The 18,382-nt window shown below is 46.7% G+C and carries 15 protein-coding genes; 2 read left to right on the top strand and 13 right to left on the bottom strand.

Annotated elements, in window-relative coordinates:
- Positions 1-17 precede the first annotated feature (17 nt).
- Complete coding sequence (locus NCY57_RS06040) at positions 18-368, top strand: EamA family transporter (RefSeq protein ID WP_015527420.1); 351 nt, start codon at positions 18-20, stop codon at positions 366-368.
- The gene (locus NCY57_RS06035) at positions 361-699 is read left to right on the top strand and encodes an EamA family transporter (RefSeq protein WP_015527421.1); all 339 of its coding nucleotides are present in this window, start codon (positions 361-363) and stop codon (positions 697-699) included. The genes NCY57_RS06040 and NCY57_RS06035 overlap by 8 nt, the downstream gene beginning before the upstream one ends.
- Before the next feature lie 43 nt (positions 700-742).
- On the opposite strand, the gene NCY57_RS06030 is transcribed toward NCY57_RS06035, so the two are convergent.
- The 13 genes from NCY57_RS06030 to NCY57_RS05970 all read right to left on the bottom strand — a co-directional run bounded on the left by NCY57_RS06030 (position 743) and on the right by NCY57_RS05970 (position 18,373).
- Positions 743-2,290, bottom strand: a complete 1,548-nt coding sequence (locus tag NCY57_RS06030; RefSeq protein ID WP_250789552.1) for a GH25 family lysozyme — start codon at positions 2,288-2,290, stop codon at positions 743-745.
- Between the two features lie 171 nt (positions 2,291-2,461).
- Positions 2,462-5,365, bottom strand: coding sequence for a L,D-transpeptidase family protein (locus NCY57_RS16910; protein ID WP_110102814.1), 2,904 nt, complete (start codon positions 5,363-5,365; stop codon positions 2,462-2,464).
- 52 nt (positions 5,366-5,417) lie between these two features.
- Positions 5,418-5,681, bottom strand: a complete 264-nt coding sequence (locus tag NCY57_RS06020) for an HPr family phosphocarrier protein (protein ID WP_015527424.1) — start codon at positions 5,679-5,681, stop codon at positions 5,418-5,420.
- A gap of 58 nt (positions 5,682-5,739) precedes the next feature.
- Positions 5,740-7,041, bottom strand: coding sequence for a CdaR family protein (locus NCY57_RS06015; protein WP_059086146.1), 1,302 nt, complete (start codon positions 7,039-7,041; stop codon positions 5,740-5,742).
- A complete protein-coding gene (gene cdaA, locus NCY57_RS06010) occupies positions 7,022-7,906 on the bottom strand; it encodes a diadenylate cyclase CdaA (protein ID WP_015527426.1) in 885 nt (294 codons plus the stop codon). The genes NCY57_RS06015 and cdaA overlap by 20 nt, the downstream gene beginning before the upstream one ends.
- Positions 7,907-7,948: 42 nt before the next feature.
- Complete coding sequence (locus NCY57_RS06005; RefSeq protein WP_022426958.1) at positions 7,949-9,058, bottom strand: hypothetical protein; 1,110 nt, start codon at positions 9,056-9,058, stop codon at positions 7,949-7,951.
- Complete coding sequence (locus NCY57_RS06000; RefSeq protein WP_015527429.1) at positions 9,055-9,489, bottom strand: hypothetical protein; 435 nt, start codon at positions 9,487-9,489, stop codon at positions 9,055-9,057. Before NCY57_RS06000 ends, NCY57_RS06005 begins: the two co-directional genes overlap by 4 nt.
- A gap of 147 nt (positions 9,490-9,636) precedes the next feature.
- Complete coding sequence (locus NCY57_RS05995) at positions 9,637-10,344, bottom strand: ComF family protein (protein WP_021651891.1); 708 nt, start codon at positions 10,342-10,344, stop codon at positions 9,637-9,639.
- Complete coding sequence (gene recD2, locus NCY57_RS05990) at positions 10,341-12,614, bottom strand: SF1B family DNA helicase RecD2 (RefSeq protein ID WP_015527431.1); 2,274 nt, start codon at positions 12,612-12,614, stop codon at positions 10,341-10,343. Before recD2 ends, NCY57_RS05995 begins: the two co-directional genes overlap by 4 nt.
- Positions 12,615-12,739: 125 nt before the next feature.
- Complete coding sequence (locus tag NCY57_RS05985; RefSeq protein WP_022426956.1) at positions 12,740-13,723, bottom strand: rod shape-determining protein; 984 nt, start codon at positions 13,721-13,723, stop codon at positions 12,740-12,742.
- A 133-nt stretch (positions 13,724-13,856) separates the two neighbouring features.
- Entirely contained in the window at positions 13,857-16,706 is a 2,850-nt protein-coding gene (gene uvrA, locus NCY57_RS05980; RefSeq protein ID WP_110102816.1) for an excinuclease ABC subunit UvrA, read from the bottom strand.
- A gap of 154 nt (positions 16,707-16,860) precedes the next feature.
- The gene (hemW, locus tag NCY57_RS05975; protein WP_110102817.1) at positions 16,861-17,997 is read right to left on the bottom strand and encodes a radical SAM family heme chaperone HemW; all 1,137 of its coding nucleotides are present in this window, start codon (positions 17,995-17,997) and stop codon (positions 16,861-16,863) included.
- A complete protein-coding gene (locus NCY57_RS05970) occupies positions 17,987-18,373 on the bottom strand; it encodes a hypothetical protein (protein WP_021651885.1) in 387 nt (128 codons plus the stop codon). The genes hemW and NCY57_RS05970 overlap by 11 nt, the downstream gene beginning before the upstream one ends.
- Positions 18,374-18,382: the final 9 nt, after the last annotated feature.

The following is an 18,382-nucleotide window of genomic DNA, read 5'->3' as shown; positions in this document are numbered from 1 at the left end:
TATGATATGGAGGAAACATGACAAAAATCAAAGATTATATTCAGCTTCATCTGAATATCCTGCTGTTTTCTCTTACCAGCGTTTTTTCCAAGCTTGCATCGGTTTATTACAATAAAGAAGGGCTTCATAGTCCTCTTCTCTATGTATTTCTTTTTCTTATGATCGCAAACTGTGGGATCTACGCCATTGCATGGCAGCAGGTGATCAAAAAATTTTCCCTTTCCACGGCCTACGCCAACAAAAGCGTCTATCTTCTGTGGTCCCAGGTATGGGCTGTGATCATTTTTCACGAAAATCTTTCGCTTCAGAACATCATCGGCATCCTGATCGTTCTGATCGGAGTCTGGATGGTGCAGAGATATGAATAGAACATTTATGCTGATCATGCTGGCCGGAACCTTTTTTTCGGCAATTTCCCAGGTACTTCTGAAGCAGAGTGCCAATATGGAATACAAAAATCCCCTCCGGGAATATCTGAACTGGCGGGTGATCCTGGCCTATGGTATCTTTTTTGGAGTGTTGCTCCTGAATACCTGGTGCTACACCAAAGTGGATATGAAATTCGGACCGGTGATCGATACTGCCGCCTATGTTTTTGTCCTGCTGTTTTCCTGGCGGATCCTGAAAGAAAAGATTTCCCGCGGAAAGATTATTGGAAATCTGATCATCATTCTAGGAATCCTTGTTTATACCTTATGATCATAAAAATGCCGGCAGCGTACGTAAAGCTGCCGGCATTTTTTTATTTTTTCTTATTTGCTGCGGATACAGTTGTGTATACACCATCTTCATCGAATGTATAGCTCTTTCCGTTTTTCTCAATAGTACAGTTTTTGTACATGATTCCTGTTTCCGGATCAAAATAATATCTCTTTCCGTCCAGTTTGAGCCAGCCTCTCTGCATCTTTCCATTGGAGCCAAAATAATAGGTATGGCTTTCATTGTTTCCGCTCCATGTATAGAATACCTTTTTGACCATAACGCCGTCACCGCCAAAATAATATACATCATTCCTGCTGTTCATGTACCGCACGTGTTTCATCATGTATCCGTATTTGGCCTGAAAATAATAATAGTCCTTTCCAACCTTTTTCATGCCCTTTAACGCATGTCCGTTTTTGTCAAAATAATATTTTTTCTCCTTATAGGTGATCCAGGTATTTTTCACAAGGACTCCATTTTTATCTACATACCTGGAAATATTCTTGGAATCTCTGATCAGCTTTGAACGGCACATTCCTGCGGTCTTATGGATATAATATTTCTTATTTTTCACCTGAACCCAGCCGTATTTTTTGACACCATTGACATAATAAAATTTCTTTCCGTTCTCTGTTGCCCAGCCGGTTTTTCCTTTATAGTTGCTGGTATCCGGTCTGGTGGATGCCTTGTATCCGGTCTGTGCATGCCATCTGGATGTGATGATCTTGGTATAATCAACATAACCGAAGTCAATATCTACAGTAGAATAAGACGGGATTCCCGCAACCAGACCCTTGGTGGTATTCAGATATCCGCCACCGTCACCATCGGTGGACTGCCAGATGGTATATTTGTACTTTTTCTTGTCAGGAGCCGGGATCGTATCACCATACCGCGCAAGCCATACATCATAACCTGTCATCTTGCTCCAGTCAAGCTTGTTGTCATACCAGTCTGTATTGCAGTAGATCATTGGATGATATCCGGCTTTTTTTACCTCATTGCAGAAGGTCTTTGCCAGATCTGCGATCTGTGATGCGGAAAGATTGCGCATCTGATCATATTCAATGTCATAAACCACCGGATAGGATACTTTATATCCATCCATTTTACGGATAGCAAGCTGCGCTTCCTTCAGTGCCTGCTGTGTGTTCAGCGCAAGGCTGTACACATAGGTTCCTGTCGGAATTCCTGCCTTCTCTGCCTGTTTCATGTTGTAATCATATGTCTTATCCAGATGGTTCAGACCATAGGAGATCCTGACAAAGGCAAAATCTACATTAGATTTTTTGACCTGGCTCCAGTTGATGGTATCCTGCCACTCAGAAACATCGATTCCACGTGTGACAGCACCTTCCAGCTTCTGGCCGCTTCCGTTATAGCAGACACCGTTGATCTTCTTCCAGGCCTTTGAACTTACCCTGGAATTCTGCGTTGCCTTCCCGCTGGGGACCTTTTCTTCCTCAGCAACTGCCTCGCTTCGGTCTACGCCTCCGCCGCCCATGGCCATCGCTGTAGTTCCCATTGTTCCGATTCCCAGCAGTGCTGCCATACAGCCTGCCACCAGCCATTTCTTCCAGTTTTTCATTTTAGTTTCCTTCCATAAATTATGTTGTTTATTTGTGCATAACTTTTATTATACATATGAAAAAATGGAAAGTAAAGCCATATATGGAAAAAGACCGATGTCAGCTTCATACAGCTGAACATCGGTCTTCGGTTATTCTATATATTTCTTTCTGGTACTGTTCGGTAAAGATCACGGAACTTCCGGGTCTGTAGGATCAAAGTTTCCGGCTCCACGGAAGGTTGCCAGCGGTCTGCGGCCTAACGGTCCCTTGAAGGATTCATTGTTAACGTAATTTCCGCTGCTGTAAATGTGGATCGTAGAACCGTTACAGTTCTCAAATACCCACTTCGCATCAGCCACACAGGTACGGATACATCCGTGAGATGCAGGCTGACCAAGCTTCAGGTACTCGCCTGCCGGAAGATTATAAACACTCCTGGTCGATCCGGCTACGGAATGGATAAAGATTCCTCCCTGTCCGCATCCGTCAACATGTGTTCCATACTGTCCCCAGGACGGTCCCATCAGTGGCTGCCATCTCAGACTGCGGGTCAGTCTGTATGTACCATCCCATGTAGGTGTTCCGGAGAGACCTACAGAAACACGGATTGTCTTAACCGGAATGGTCTTGCTACTATTTGTGTATACAGTCATAACACCGTTGGTCTTATCAACCTCCAGGTAATATGGTCCTCCGTAAATACTGGAAACATCATTACGGCGGTAACCATCCTTATCAAAGTAATACAGTTTTCCATCGATCCATCTGCTTGTATTGGTCAGATACTTGGAACCGCTGTCCGGATCGATATATTTGACCTGATCATAGTAATCGCTGACGATCACCCAGCCGGTGGAAAAACGTCCCTGGCTGTCCAGATAACCATTTACGGAACCACGCTTCATGGATTTATTTGTCACAACGGTATAGTTCTGCAGATAGTACCAGTATTTACCTACCTTCTGCCAGCCTGACTTTTTCAGAACACCGTTGCCGCCTGCATAATACCACTTATTCTGGTAACGGATCAATGTACTCTTGTACATCCAGCCTCTGTGCGCATTGGCATCTGATGTTGCAAAGAAATAGTATTTTTTGCCGATCTTTGTTTTTCCTGTTGCAAGCTGTCCTGTGCTATTAAAGTAATAGCTCTTTTTGGAGGACTTGTTTGTTATCATCTGGCTCTTATAGTGGTTTCCGTTTTTGTCAAAGTAAAACCATCCGAAGAACTGGCCTTTTGCGTCGGTCACCTTCTGCCAGCCATATTTTTCAACAACTTTTCCTGCTGTGCTTCCGAAATAATAAATCTTGTTGGATGCACCCGGGCAGCCATGCCAGCAGTTCTTCCAGGAAACTCTCTGGCCATTGCCTCCGAAATAATATCTGCTGCCTTTATACTTCACAAGTTTTTTTGTAATGATGCGGCCCTTGCTGTCTGAAACATAATATGCGTTATTCTGCGCCTTCGCCATTGTATTCGTCATAACATAGCCGCTGGCATTCAGCATATATCGATATTTCTTGGACATTACAGGTGATACATAAACTCCATGTTTCATGATCTGTCCACGTGTGGCAGCCTTCGGACTACAATAGATAAAACGTTTCTGATTTTTGCTGTTTAAAACATATGTCCATCCGCCATAAAAAAGCTTTCCTGGAATCTCTCCTGCCTTTGATGCCGGCTGGAAGTAATACTGATATGTTGTGGAACCGGTTGTCAGCTTCAGGATTCCTGTTCGCGGTTTTCCGTTACGCATCAGTGTATAATAAGCATTTCCGATCTTCTTGATCTTGCCTACAAGGTTCTGAGCCTCTATGGATTTGTAATCACCCTGGGAATTATAATAGCGGAAAACAGTTCCTGTCCATAACCAGTAATTTCTCTTCTGCTGGCCAAGATTGGATGTCCACGGTGTGATTGCTTTTCCGGTGGAATCCGAATACAGGGAAGCTTTGGAGTTTTCGAGGAAATACCATTCTGTCTTCTGTGTTCCGGTATAACCTGCTGCACCTGGCTCACGGGTCATACGGCCGGTTACCAGATATCCGTCTTCATTAAAAAGATAATATCCCACATGTCCGTTGGTATTGATCTTAAGAAGACCATCCTGCGCAGTAAAATAATTATCTTCGATGGAACCTGTCTCTGATACCTGAGAAGCGTTCCCTTCATCCTGGGCAAGAGTCTCTGCGTTATCTACGCTCTCTGATGTTTCGACTGCCGTCTCTGTTTCTACGGGTGCTGTCTCTGCGGATGTCTCCTCTGCAGACACTACATCTGCGGATGCTGTCTCTGCAGAAGCTTCTGCTGCGGATACTTCCTCTGTAGAAACTTCTTCTGCTGCAGTCTCCTGCTCTCCTTCTGCTGACTCATTCTGGAGTACCTGAGCCTGCTCACTCTCTGCTGCACCATCCGGAAGCTCTTCAGTCTGCTGTACCTCCTGTGCTGCTGCAGCTGTTTCATCAACTGTTGTTTTCTGCTCTTCTTCGCTACTTTCTGCAGGATCCTCAGAAGCTTTTCCCTCCGGGGCTGCAGATGCAGCAACCTTCTTTTTGCGGAGTCTGTAAAAACCGTTTGCAGAAACCCAGTCACTTGTCTTGGCAACGACTACACCGTTTACCAGTGATGCTCCGGTAGCAGAAGTTTCCTCTGCCTTGTTGTTCTCTACTTTGTTCTGTACTGCGGTATCTGCTGACGGTGCATCCAGTTCCTGTGCATCACCTGCACTGAAATCATCGCCCGGATCTGTACTGTCTTCTGTTGTCGCATCCGGTGCTTCTGTAGTTTCCGGTGTCTCTGTAATCTCCGGTGTTTCTATAACATCCGGTGTCTCTGCGGGGTTCTCCGGTGTAACAGGTGTTTCTTCTGAACTGTCTGTACTGTCAGTACTACCTGTTTGATCCGCTTCTGTCTCCGGCTGCTGTACAGTCGTTTCCGCTTCATCACTGAATACATCCTCAGCCGGATCGCCGGCTGTCTCTGCTGCCATCTGCACGTCTGTACTTTCCAAAGCCGCAGCGCCGGCTTCCAAAGTTCCGCCCATGCATAATGTCAGACTGAGAAAAATTGCCACAACTCTTCTCTTCACAATAATCCCTCCTGATCATGCTGCTGTAAATAATTATTGTATCTGTTACGTATCATTCGCCCAGTCCGCCTTCGATAAGAGCCACAAGCGCATCTATCGCAGCCTGTTCATCCTCACCCTCGCAGACCAGTGTGATCTCATCCCCGCTTTTAACACAGGCACCCAGAACACTCAGAACACTTTTGGCATTCGCTGTACCTCCGGCATACTGAAATGTTATGGACGATTTGTATTTTATTGCCTCGCCGCACAAAAGCCCTGCGGGACGAAGATGAAGCCCTGACGGGTTCCTGACCGTTACCTTATAACTTAACATTGCTGCTGTCTCCCTTTATATTACTTATCCTTCAAGCCTTGTCCAAAGCTGTGATTACTTACTGACTGCTGCTGTCTACATTGGAAACCTTGGAGATTTTGATCTCGGCGGTTACATCCTCCAGCAGCTTGTAGCCTTCCGGAAGACTGATTTTGATCGGTACTTCGTAGCTTCCCTCCTCCCAGTCATCCATGGAAAGTACTGCTCCCACCGACTTCAGATCAAATTGGGAAAGATCTCCTTCTTCCGCCTGCACCTTCAGTTCAATATCCGCAACTTCAAATGCCAGCTGCAGATCATCAGGCAGACCCTTTACTTTGATATCCTCTGTCGGGAAGCTGTATATCTTACTGCCCTCCGGCAGGATATTGACTGTGATCCAGAGGTCCGTACTGGATCCTGATGTCAGCTTGAGGCCATCCGGAAGAAGCTCTGACAGGTTTACTTTCTTTTCCACGTCATTGCTCTTTCCTGAAATATCCACATTCTCATTGTCTAGATAAATGGTATTTCCCTGAAGTTTCAGATTGTTCAGTGCTTCCTCACTTCCGGCTACGCTGAAAGTCTCCGGTACTGTTGTGACACTATCCACAACATAGCCTTCTGCTGGTTCCCCTGTATATCCCGCACTGATCCGTATATCAGAACGCACCTTCCAGAGCTTTGCCGTGACATTAACCTTTCCGTTGTTGTCAAATTTCAGATAGCTCATGGAATTTGATGAAAGAGTGTCCTGATTCTTATCTGTGATAGTCAGTTCTGCGTCCGTGATCATCGTATCCTGATCGATCCCGTCAAGTTTTGAACTTACATCCACACTCACACTATCTATTTTACCAACCAGAGATTCCGGTCCTGTAATACGGACTTTTTCCGGATTTGCGGTGAGCGAAGCAATCTCCAGCCCCTGTGCCGGCTTGCTGTCATCACTGGTAACATTGATCGCAAATTCTTTGGTCACCTTTTTTTCCAGATGGACACTCAGATTCTGCGGTGATACACTAATGTTTTCCGGCAGTATCCCGGAGCAGGTCGCTGTAATGGGAATCATTACAGGATCTGTATCGGTAGACTGGGCCTGCTGCAGATCCGCAACTGCCTTAATATCACTTGAGGTGAGACGGTTGACTGTCTTCCGATCACCTGTAATATAAACACGTACGGAATTTTCACGGTCATCCTGCATGACCATCTCACCCAGCTGATCCACATAAGCTTCGTTAATGATCTGCACATCTGAGATCACAAAGCCTTTCGTAATGATAGGGTCATCAACATTTACTACGATCAGCCACACCAGGATTCCCACAATAATCGACATGATCTTCAAAGGGATGTTCTTAGTCAGATTTTTCTTCATGTTTCACTCTCCCTTTCAGCAGATTTCTCAGCTTACCGTTGTCAACAACCTTTTTATTCTGAGCAGAAACAAGTACTTCACGAAGCTGCTTGCTGTTAAGCCCTCTGGACAGTTCTCCGCCTCTGGCCACTGAAACCTGTCCTGTCTCTTCCGAAACAATGATCGTAAGAGAATCCGTAGCTTCGCTGATACCCACACCTGCTCTGTGTCTTGTTCCCAGCTGTTTGCTCAGTTCCATATTATCTGAAAGAGGCAGATAGCAGGTTGCTGCTACTACACGGTTCCCACGCACGATCACCGCTCCGTCATGAAGAGGTGTATTATGCTCAAAAATATTGATCAGCAGCTGACTGGTAAGGATACCGTCAATATTGATACCGGTTCTCACATATTCGTCAAGCCGGATCTCTTCCTCGATCACGATCAGTGCTCCGGTCTTAACTTCACCCATATCAAAACAGGCCTTTACCAGTTCGTTGATAGTCTTGTCATTGAAACGCTCCTGCACTTCCCTGCCGGAATCAAAGGGAATAATGTTGGAAACAAACTTCTTCTGTCCCAGCTGCTCCAGCGCCTTCCTCAGCTCCGGCTGAAAGATTACGATCACACCGATCACCAGCACATTAGCCAGGTTCCGGAAGATCCAGAGGATCGTATTCATTTTGAAGATATATGCGACCAGGATAAATCCAAGGACGATCAAAATGCCCTTCAGAAGGGTATATGCACGTGTAAATTTAATCCATGCCATAAACTGATATACAAAAAAGGAAATCAGTCCGATCTCAATGATATCTATCACGCCAAATCCCGGAAGGGAAATCTTCCCCAGATATCCGGCCACAACTGTCAGCACATTCTGCATAAGTCTCCTCCTTTCTTCCTGAGCTATTCCAATCGTTCCTGTTTAAAGATCCTTCAGCGATTCCTCCAGCTGTTTTTCGAAATCGATCTTGTCCAATCCCTGCGGTTTCTCACTTACTGTATTTTCGGAAACCATATCCGGCATCTTTACTGTATGCATTTCGTTCTTCTCAGGAAATACATCATCACTGAAAGACACAACATTGTCTTCTTTTTTTTCTTCTTTTACCGGCTCCGCATTGATCTTTTTGATGCTTCTCTCAGAAGTGGCGACCGTTGCCTTCGGAACGGCTTTTACGTAGTAATAGTACTCATCATCCTCATATTCCAGACGTTCTGTTCTGCTGTAATCTCCGCCAAAAACAAAGAACTCCAGAACAAATCCTGCCAGTACGGAGATCACTGTGGACAGGATCATCGGCACCATGGCTACCGTAATACTAATGCAGAAATCTCCGGCAAGGATAACCAGGATATAGATCACGCCGCCGGCAATGACAGCGATCCTCCATGCATAATCAAACGCCCGTGTTCTCAGAAGGTTCACAAACAGGATCACTACCACAAACGCGATCACCGTGATCCACATTGCCCAGTTGTGGACAAGTCCGTCAGAGATCAGCTTCAGTTTTTCTGTGATCTCTGCGGCAGGATCACTGAGTGCCGCCGACTGTGCATGTACAAACCGTATAAAATAATAGATCACAACACCGCATCCGGCCGGAAGCGCTGACAATGCACTACCCAGCAGGCCTGCTCCGATCGGCATAAGTGCAGGAACACCAAATCCGAAGGAAAGTGGTGTAAGGATCATTGCAAGATTCTGTGACCTGCTGAATCTTAGGAACAGGATCAGCATAAACAGAATAAGAAGCAGCATAAATCCTGCCGTTTCGATCCCGACTGCATAACAGTGCCCGATCATCAACGCAAATCCCATAAACATCATCACGGAAACCGGAAGGATCGAACATACAAGCGCCAGGATCAGGACAACAAAAATATTATCCAGCTGTTTCATGTAGCCCATATTGCTGTTGATCCAGAGAAAATAGGCAAATGCCAGAACAAACTTCAGGACCGGCAGTATATATACTTCATATTGTCCGTAAAATCTTTTGATATTCTGTTTGATCTCAAGTAAAGCTGTCATTTTCTATGTCCTCCTGCATTTCTCCGGACCGGATTTCTTTTTTCCTCCCGCCCGTAGATTTTTTCCAGTCTTGTAAGATCCTGATAATATTCCCTGACACTTTTTTTTGCCCGGAAATATTTCACAGAATACTGGATGTAGGTCAGTATCGAATATACAACAAGCACGATCAGATAACCGACGATGATATAGATCCCAACCTCGACCAGATTAATCTTATTCACATTATCCATAAGATATTCGCTGAAATATGCGGCAACGCCTGCAAGTCCCAATATATATCCGATCGTTACCAGAAAAAAGTTTCTGATCAGTGCAAGTCCAATATAATCACTTCGATAATATCTGCTCACCGGAAGATACTTCCTGCCTTCTCCATGCTCATACATGGCCAGACGGTTCATGATCTTCACTTTTTCTTCATTTACCATAAAAATAACTCCTCATAAGCTTTCTTTATCAGGAAAATCCCCGATATATGATCTGCATTACGCTTTCCATACAGTTATACTGTTTAACTGCAATCAAATTTATTGTAGCATAGTTCCATACCTATGAAAAGTGTTTTTTCGGCTGTTTCATGCCCTTCCTGCGCATATTGTCAGAAAATAAACTTTCTCTGCACCGGCCTCAAGAAGACACATTGCCATGGCATCTGCCGTACTTCCTGTTGTGTATACATCATCCACCACAAGTACAGAAAAACCCGGGATCTTTTCGGTTACCTGATATGCATTTTTCAGGTTCTGACGCCTCTGTATGGCATTAAGTTTTTTCTGAGATCTTGTGCTTCGTATCTTCTTTACCAGATGCTCATTCCATGGGATCCCCGTAAGAACACTGAGCCTTTCTGCCAGATATGCTGCCTGGTTAAAACCTCTCATCCTTTTTTTTCTGGGATGCAGAGGAACGGGAACGATCAGATCAGGCTTCCACCGTTCCAGATATTTTTTTCCGAAGACGCTCATTGCCTTTGCATAAAAATCCCCATATTCCCGACATCCGTAATACTTAAATCGTACCAGAGACTGTCTCCAGACCTCTCCGTACCAGAAAATACTTCTGCCCTCCGTAAAATGATGGGCACCCTTGCGGCAATCTTCACAGTATTCCTCTTCCATTTTTACCGGTCTTCCGCATTTCATACACCTGGGACCGGATATAGGCCTGACCTTTCCGGAACACTCCGGACAGATCAGCCGGTCTTTTTCTTTCAGTATCTGATGACACAGCGGGCATTTTTTCGGGTAAAGCATGTCCAGTAAAAAATCTGCTGTTTTTTTCAAGAAAGTCCTTTCTCCCCGATGGCGCTCTCCTTCTGTTCAGATTCATCCAGCTCCCGGATCCGTCTGTCCAGAGAGCTGTATCTCTGCTGCTGTTTTTCATTACGGATCATCTCCGCAAAAGTGGTCTCGCTGCCTACTACGGTAACACATTTTCTGGCTCTGGTCACTGCTGTATACAGAAGATTCCGATTCATCAGCATCCTTGGTCCGGAAAGGATCGGAAGGATCACTGCCGGATATTCTGAGCCCTGGGACTTATGTATGGTCACTGCATAGGCAAGTTCCAGTTCCTCAAGCTGTTTGAAGGAATATTCTGCCTGTCTGCCATCCTCAAATTCCACGGTGGCCGTTTCCGCAAATTCATTGATCTCCGTCATAATACCGGTATCTCCATTAAACACGCCCACACCTTTATCCACAGGAATCTTGTATCGTCCAAGGATTTCCCACTCCAGCTGGTAATTGTTCTTCACCTGCATCACCTTATCCCCTTCACGGAAAAGGCGCTGTCCGATCTCTTTCTCCTTTTTCTTTTCATCCGGCGGGTTCAGATATCTCTGAAGTATCTGGTTCAGCCGCTCCACACCTAAAAGTCCCTTACGCATAGGCGTGAGCACCTGGATCTCATAGGGCTTTGCATCTACATAACGCGGAAGCTTCTCCTGGATCAGTGCGATCACCACACGGATAATGATGTCCGCGTCATATCTTTTCAGAAAAAAGAAATCCCGGCTCTTGTTATTGATGGTCACCTGCTCGCCCCGGTTGATCTTATGTGCATTCACCACAATATCACTTTCAGATGCCTGGCGGAAAATCTTTTTCAACTCTACTACCGGAAAACAGCCGCTGCGGATAATATCCCTCAGAACATTTCCCGGGCCTACACTGGGAAGCTGATTTTCATCACCTACCAGGATCAGTCTGGTCCCTGCTGTCACTGCAAGAAGCAATGAATGCATCAGTGCGATATCTACCATGGACATCTCATCAATGATGATCACATCCGCTTCCAGCGGATTCTCCGAATTCCTGTCAAAATGAACTGCACGGCCTTCCTGCTCTTCCTCCGGCATTCCATTCAGCTCCAGAAGTCTGTGGATCGTCTGAGCCTCGTATCCGGTAGCCTCTGTCATTCGCTTGGCTGCACGGCCGGTGGGAGCTGCAAGCCGCAGCTCAGCGCCTTCCTCTTCAAAATAACGGATAATCGCATTGATCGTTGTAGTCTTTCCGGTTCCCGGCCCGCCGGTCAGAATGAACAGACCATGACTGGCAGCTGCCGCCACTGCCTGTTTCTGCATTTCATCTAACCGGGTTCCTGTCTCCTTTTCGATCCTGTTGATCCGTTTCTCCATCATCTCCTCATCTTCCGGGCAGAGGATGTTCAGCTCACAGAGCATTCTGGCTGAATTCAGCTCAAGATAATAATATCGTGTGGGATAGACAACTGCACCGTCTTCTGTTTCTTTCAGGATCAGTTTCCGGTCTACTACCATATCCATGAGATGTTTTTCCATGTAGGAGGAATCTACTCCCAAAAGTCCGGATGCCCTGGAAAAAAGTTCCTCCTTCGGGAGATAGATATGGCCTTCTCCTGAAGCCTGTAGGAGAGTATACAACATTCCGCTTCTTATCCTGTAATCTGAATCTGTATGGATCCCGATCCGGGAAGCGATCTCATCTGCGATACGGAATCCCACACCACTGATATCCTCTGCGAGGCGATACGGATTCTCCTGCAGGACTCCATATACAGTCTGCCCATATTTCTGATAGATCTTTGCGCCGAGATTCAGTGATATCCCGTATTTCTGGAGAAAGATCATAGCGCGGCGCATATCTGCTTTCTCCGTCATCTGTTCTGCGATCTCCATGGCCTTTTTTTCGCTGATTCCCTTGATCTCAGCCAGCCGCTCCGGCTCTTCCTCTACAATACGCATAGTATCATCACCGAAACGACGTACGATCCTGGCTGCCAGTGCCGCTCCGATCCCCTTGATCGCACCGGAACCCAGATAACGCTCCATGGCCAGTGCATCCTCCGGCATTTTTTCTACGTAGGAGGCTATCTGAAACTGCTTGCCATACACCGGATGTGTTGTATAATTTCCGGAAGCTTCAATGGCAGCCCCCTGGGTGATCGCAGGAAATGTCCCCACACAGGTCAGTTCCCGTTCCTCTTCCATCCCTTTCAGTACCATGACCGTATATCCATTATCTTCATTTCGGAAGATCACATGATCTATATATCCTGTAACTGTCTCACTCATTTTTTTCTCCATCTGTAAACCTCTGATAACAGCAAAAGGCACTGCAGCTGCAGCGCCTTATCTGTATGAGTTTCCTGCGGCAGTCTCTTCTCTGACCCTGTGCCGTCCAGACGACTCATAACGGTTTACATCCTTGACATGATTTCCGCATATTTTCCTGTTCCGGCAGCCACTACAAGCATTGCATCCTGCACAGTCAATGTGCTGACTCCTGTTTTCTGCTCGATCAATGCATCCATTCCATGCAGCATGGCACCTCCGCCTGTAAGAACGATTCCTCGGTCCATGATATCTGCCGCCAGCTCCGGCGGTGTTTTCTCAAGAACGCCATGGACTGTCTCTACGATCTGTCCGGTCGTTTCCCGCAAAGCGGTCCGGATCTCCTCAGAAGTCAGTGTTGCCACCTTCGGAAGTCCTGTGATGATATTTCTGCCCTTGACCTCCATCGTGCGAAGATCCGCTTCTTCACTGGCTGTTCCGATCTTGATCTTGATATTCTCCGCTGCATCCTCCCCGATAAAGAGGCTGTGCTTCTCACGTACATAATTCATGATCGCATGATCAAAATTATCTCCTGCAACCTTCACAGATGCGGAAACAACCACACCTCCTACGGATACGACCGCAACATCCGTGGTCCCTGCACCGATGTCCACGATCAGATTGCCAAATGGCTTGGTAATGTCTACACCTGCCCCGATAGCAGCAGCAATGGGCTCATCCACAAGAAAAACTTCCCTGGCTCCTGACTGATAGGCAGCTTCCTCAATTGCTTTACGCTCAATCTCTGTGATCCCGCTCGGAACACTGATGCTGACTCTCGGCTTCCGGAACGCTCTCCGTCCCATAGCCTGTGAAATAAAATATTTCAGCATCTTTTCCATTACATTATAATCTACGATCACACCTCTTCGGATTGGCCAGATCACTTCCATATTGGAAGTCAGATGGCTTGCCATCTGTCTGGCTTCCTCACCGATTGCTCTGATCTTCTCTGTATCTTTATCATAAACAACCACAGAGGGCTCTCTTAAAACGATTCCCTTGCCTGTGGAAAACACCAGACTGTTTCTGGTTCCCAGATCGATTCCAATATCCTTTGCCGGCATAAATCCTCCCGCCTGCGTCATACGCATTCTGTATGCTGACGCATTTATGACTTATTCTGTTCCGGTCTGTGCCGGAACGTTCCCGCACTTCATTATATACAAAACCACAGAAATTGAAAAGAACTTTTACCGGTTATTTCTGTTCCAGATATTTTTTCACATATTTACCGGTGTAGGAAACCGGATTCTCTGCTACTTCCTCCGGAGTTCCTCTGGCAATTACCGTTCCGCCTCTGTCACCGCCTTCCGGTCCGATATCAATAATATGATCTGCCGTCTTGATCACATCCAGATTGTGCTCAATGACCACAACGGTGTTTCCTCCTTCAGACAGACGGCGCAGGATCTCGATCAGCTTGTGGACATCCGCAAAGTGCAGTCCTGTGGTAGGCTCATCCAGGATATAGATCGTCTTTCCGGTACTGCGCTTGCTGAGTTCTGTGGCAAGCTTGATACGCTGTGCTTCTCCTCCGGAAAGAGTGGTGGAGGGCTGACCCAGACGGATATAGGAAAGCCCTACATCATACAAGGTCTCGATCTTTCTCCGGATCGACGGTACATTCTCAAAAAATGTCAGTGCTTCTTCCACAGTCATATTCAATACATCATAAATGCTCTTGCCCTTATACTTCACTTCCAGAGTCTCACGATTGTAGCGTTTGCCCTTGCAGACTTCGCAAGGCACATATACATCCGGAAGAAAATGCATCTCGATCTTGATGATTCCGTCACCGCTGCAGGCCTCGCACCGTCCGCCCTTGACATTAAAACTGAAACGGCCTTTCTTGTAGCCCTTTGCCTTGGCATCTGCGGTGGCTGCAAAAAGATCACGGATCTGGTCAAAAACTCCGGTATATGTGGCAGGATTGGAACGGGGAGTTCTTCCGATCGGGGACTGGTCGATATTGATCACCTTATCCAGCTGATCGATACCCAGGATGTCATCATGTTTCCCGGGGATCACTCTGGCACGGTTCAAGTCTCTGGCAAGTCTCTTGTACAGGATTTCATTGATCAGAGAGCTCTTACCGGAGCCGGAAACACCTGTGATACAGGTCATCACTCCCAGAGGAATATCTACGTCGATATGCTTCAGGTTGTTCTCTGCCGCACCCTTTATATGAAGAAATCCGGTTGGTTCCTTCCTCACTTCCGGTACCGGGATCTTCAGCCTTCCGCTTAAATAAGCTCCTGTCACAGACTGCTCATTTTTCATCAGATCCTCAGCTGTCCCCATTGCGACCAGTTGTCCGCCATGTTCTCCGGCTCCGGGGCCGATATCGATGACACAGTCTGCAGCACGCATGGTATCTTCATCATGCTCCACCACGATCAGACTGTTGCCAAGATCACGGAGACGCATCAGTGCCCCCAGAAGCTTGTCATTATCTCTCTGGTGAAGCCCGATACTCGGCTCATCCAGGATATATGCAACCCCCACAAGCCCGGATCCGATCTGTGTGGCAAGACGGATCCTCTGAGCTTCTCCGCCGGAAAGGGTTCCGGTAGCTCTTCCAAGTGAAAGATACTCCAGGCCAACCTCTGCCAGAAATCCAACCCTGGCGCGGATTTCCTTCAGGATCTGTCTTCCAATAAGCTCCTGCTGCTTTGAAAGCTTCAGATCGCGGAAAAAGCCCTGCAGCTTCTGTACCGGCATATTGGTCACTTCATAAATATTCTTATCCGCCACGGTCACTGCCAGTGACTCCTTCTTCAGCCTCTGTCCCTTACATGTGGTGCACGGAGTAATCCGCATAAAGCTCTCGTATTCCTGCTTCATGGCCTCGGAACCGGTTTCACGGTATCTCTGCTCCACATTGCGAATCAGTCCCGGGAACGCCACATCGTAAACGCCCTCTCCCCGCTGTCCTTTATAATAAACCTTCACAGAATGACCGCCGGTACCATGGATGAGGATATCCTGTACCTTCTTCGGATACTCGCAGAAAGGTGTATCCAGAGAAAATTCATATTCCCTTGCCAGGGCATCCAGGATTGCTCTGGAAAAACTTCCCTGCGTAGTACAGGACTGCCATCCGAGAACAGCGATAGCCCCTTCATTGATACTCCGTTTCTTATCCGGAATCATCAGATCGATATCAAATTCCATCTTATATCCAAGACCCAGACACTGCGGGCAGGCACCAAATGGATTATTAAAGGAAAAGCTCCTGGGTTCGATCTCATCAATGCTGATGCCGCAATCCGGACAGGAAAAACTCTGACTGAAATTCAGAAGCTTCCCGTCCATAGTGTCTACTACCAGCAGACCATCCGCCAGATCCAGCACGGTTTCAATAGAATCGGAAAGACGCTTCTCTATTCCCGGTTTCACAATAAGTCGATCCACAACGATCTCAATGTTATGTTTGATATTCTTATCCAGCTTGATCTCCTCAGAAAGCTCATAGAGATTTCCGTCAATCTGCACTCTCACATATCCGCTTCTTCTGGCCTGATCCAGAAGTTTAACATGGGTTCCCTTGCGGCCCCGCACTACCGGTGCAAGAAGCTGGATCTTCTGGCGTTCCGGAAGCGTCATGATCTGATCCACCATCTGATCTACCGTCTGTTTGCGGATTTCCCTTCCACATTTGGGACAGTGCGGGATTCCCACACGGGCATACAGAAGTCGGAAATAATCGTAGATCTCCGTTACCGTACCCACTGTAGAACGGGGATTCCGGTTCGTTGACTTCTGATCAATGGAGATTGCCGGCGGAAGGCCCTCGATACTCTCCACATCCGGTTTCTCCATCTGTCCCAGGAACTGCCTCGCATAGGAAGAAAGTGACTCCATATAACGTCTCTGTCCCTCTGCATAAATGGTATCAAATGCAAGAGATGACTTACCGGAGCCGCTGAGTCCGGTAAGTACCACAAACTGGTCTCTGGGAATATCGACGCTAAGATTCTTAAGATTATTCTCATTGGCTCCGCGTATCCTGATAAAACGCTTCTTATCGTTTGCTTCTGCTGACATGAAAGCCTCCTACTCTGTCCGGTCATAAAAAATACTCCGGTATTCTTCTCAACAGCAGAATCTACCTCTCTTATTCCGCTGTAAAACTTCTGATTTTTTATCAGTATACTGCCAGAACATCCGTTCGTCAAGGTGAAAAAATCGACAAATTTTTCTACAGCAGAAAATCCGCCATCACTCCATTGCTCACATGGATTCCCTTTCTCGAAAGATATATCCTGTCTCCTTTTTGTTCCAGCATTCCGATCTCCAGATGTTTTTTCAGGACCTCTCCGTAAACGTTTTCCATATTTTTTCCGAAATATTTCGCAAACGCTTCCATTGAAACGCCCTCTGTCATCCGAAGCCCCAGAAACATAAACTCAGCCATCTCATCTGCCTCTGTAAGGCTTTCCATATTCTGGCGGATCTTATCCGGAAACGCACTGTTTCCAATATATTCCTTCATATCCGCAGTATTGGAAAAACGCATATGCTCCAGAAGTGAAGACGCCCCAAGTCCCAGTCCCAGATAATCGATCCTCTGCCAGTATCCCTTATTATGACGGCATTCCCGTCCGCCTTTCGCATAATTGGAGATCTCGTACTGATGAAACCCATATTCCTCCAGGATCCCTGCCGTATTCTCATACATACGGTACTCCGTATCCTCATCCGGCAATTTCAGCTTTCTCTCCCCGAAAGGAGTGCCTTCCTCAATGATCAGACTATAGGCGGAAATATGTTCTGGCGAAAGCCCTGCCACCGTGCGGAGATTTTTTTCCCAGTCTGCATAGGTCTGTTCCGGAATGGCACTCATCAGATCGATATTGATGTTGGAAAAGCCTGCATCCCTTGCCATAAAAAAGCTCTCCTGAAACTCTTCCCACGTATGGATCCTTCCAAGGATCTTTAATTCCCGATTCTGCGGGGACTGAAGCCCCAGACTCAGCCGGTTGATCCCGTGTTCCAGATATATCTGAAGTTTTTCTTTATATAAAGTCCCCGGATTTGCTTCGATGGTGATCTCAGCATCCGGGGCCACAAAAAACTTATTTCTGATCTGATCCAGCATCTCTCCAACAAGAGACGGATCCGGCACGGAAGGTGTTCCTCCGCCGATAAAAACTGTGGTGATCTCCCTGTCCGAAAAATCCGGAACAGCGGCAATCTCCCTTTCCAGAGCCTGGAAATATTCACGCTGCCTCTCTTTTCCGGCAGGTCCGGAAAGGAAATCACAGTAATCGCATTTTTTTACACAAAACGGAATATGGATATAGAGCTCCAGCGGTTTTTTCGCCTCATTCTCCATCCATGGCTCCTTCCTCTCCACCACTACCTGATGTATCATTATCCTCATCGGAGCTTGTGTCTTCACCGGCACTATCCGCATTATCCGTGCTTCCATCCGAAGCAGCCGGTGTCGGTGTCACGCCATCGATCCCCAATGCCTCACTGCCGTTTTCTGCCAGGTACTCATTGACCATTGTCAGATTTCCATTGCTCGTCACTGCATCCGGATCTACGGTTTTCGGATCAGGAGTGGCAGTCGGTTCCGGCGCTGTACTGATTTTGATCACACTTTCCTCTTCTGCATTTTTCTTCTTTGAACCACATCCGGTAAGCAGAGCTCCTGTTATAGCCAGAAGTCCTGCTGCCAGAAACAGTTTTTTTATATTTTTTTTCAAAAAGTCATC

The organism is Blautia sp. MB18-30 (assembly GCF_023669475.1).
GTDB classification, from domain to species: domain Bacteria; phylum Bacillota; class Clostridia; order Lachnospirales; family Lachnospiraceae; genus Blautia_A; species Blautia_A fusiformis.
Note: the sequence above shows the minus strand (reverse complement) of the source record. Positions and strands in the feature narration are given on the sequence as shown.

Coding starts and splice junctions, on each gene's coding strand:
- NCY57_RS06040 (WP_015527420.1), top strand. CDS start 18: ATGACAAAAATCAAAGATTATATTCAGCTTCATCTGAATATCCTGCTG.
- NCY57_RS06035 (WP_015527421.1), top strand. CDS start 361: ATGAATAGAACATTTATGCTGATCATGCTGGCCGGAACCTTTTTTTCG.
- NCY57_RS06030 (WP_250789552.1), bottom strand. CDS start 2,290: ATGAAAAACTGGAAGAAATGGCTGGTGGCAGGCTGTATGGCAGCACTG.
- NCY57_RS06020 (WP_015527424.1), bottom strand. CDS start 5,681: ATGTTAAGTTATAAGGTAACGGTCAGGAACCCGTCAGGGCTTCATCTT.
- NCY57_RS06015 (WP_059086146.1), bottom strand. CDS start 7,041: ATGAAGAAAAATCTGACTAAGAACATCCCTTTGAAGATCATGTCGATT.
- cdaA (WP_015527426.1), bottom strand. CDS start 7,906: ATGCAGAATGTGCTGACAGTTGTGGCCGGATATCTGGGGAAGATTTCC.
- NCY57_RS06005 (WP_022426958.1), bottom strand. CDS start 9,058: ATGACAGCTTTACTTGAGATCAAACAGAATATCAAAAGATTTTACGGA.
- NCY57_RS06000 (WP_015527429.1), bottom strand. CDS start 9,489: ATGGTAAATGAAGAAAAAGTGAAGATCATGAACCGTCTGGCCATGTAT.
- recD2 (WP_015527431.1), bottom strand. CDS start 12,614: ATGAGTGAGACAGTTACAGGATATATAGATCATGTGATCTTCCGAAAT.
- NCY57_RS05985 (WP_022426956.1), bottom strand. CDS start 13,723: ATGCCGGCAAAGGATATTGGAATCGATCTGGGAACCAGAAACAGTCTG.
- uvrA (WP_110102816.1), bottom strand. CDS start 16,706: ATGTCAGCAGAAGCAAACGATAAGAAGCGTTTTATCAGGATACGCGGA.
- hemW (WP_110102817.1), bottom strand. CDS start 17,997: ATGGAGAATGAGGCGAAAAAACCGCTGGAGCTCTATATCCATATTCCG.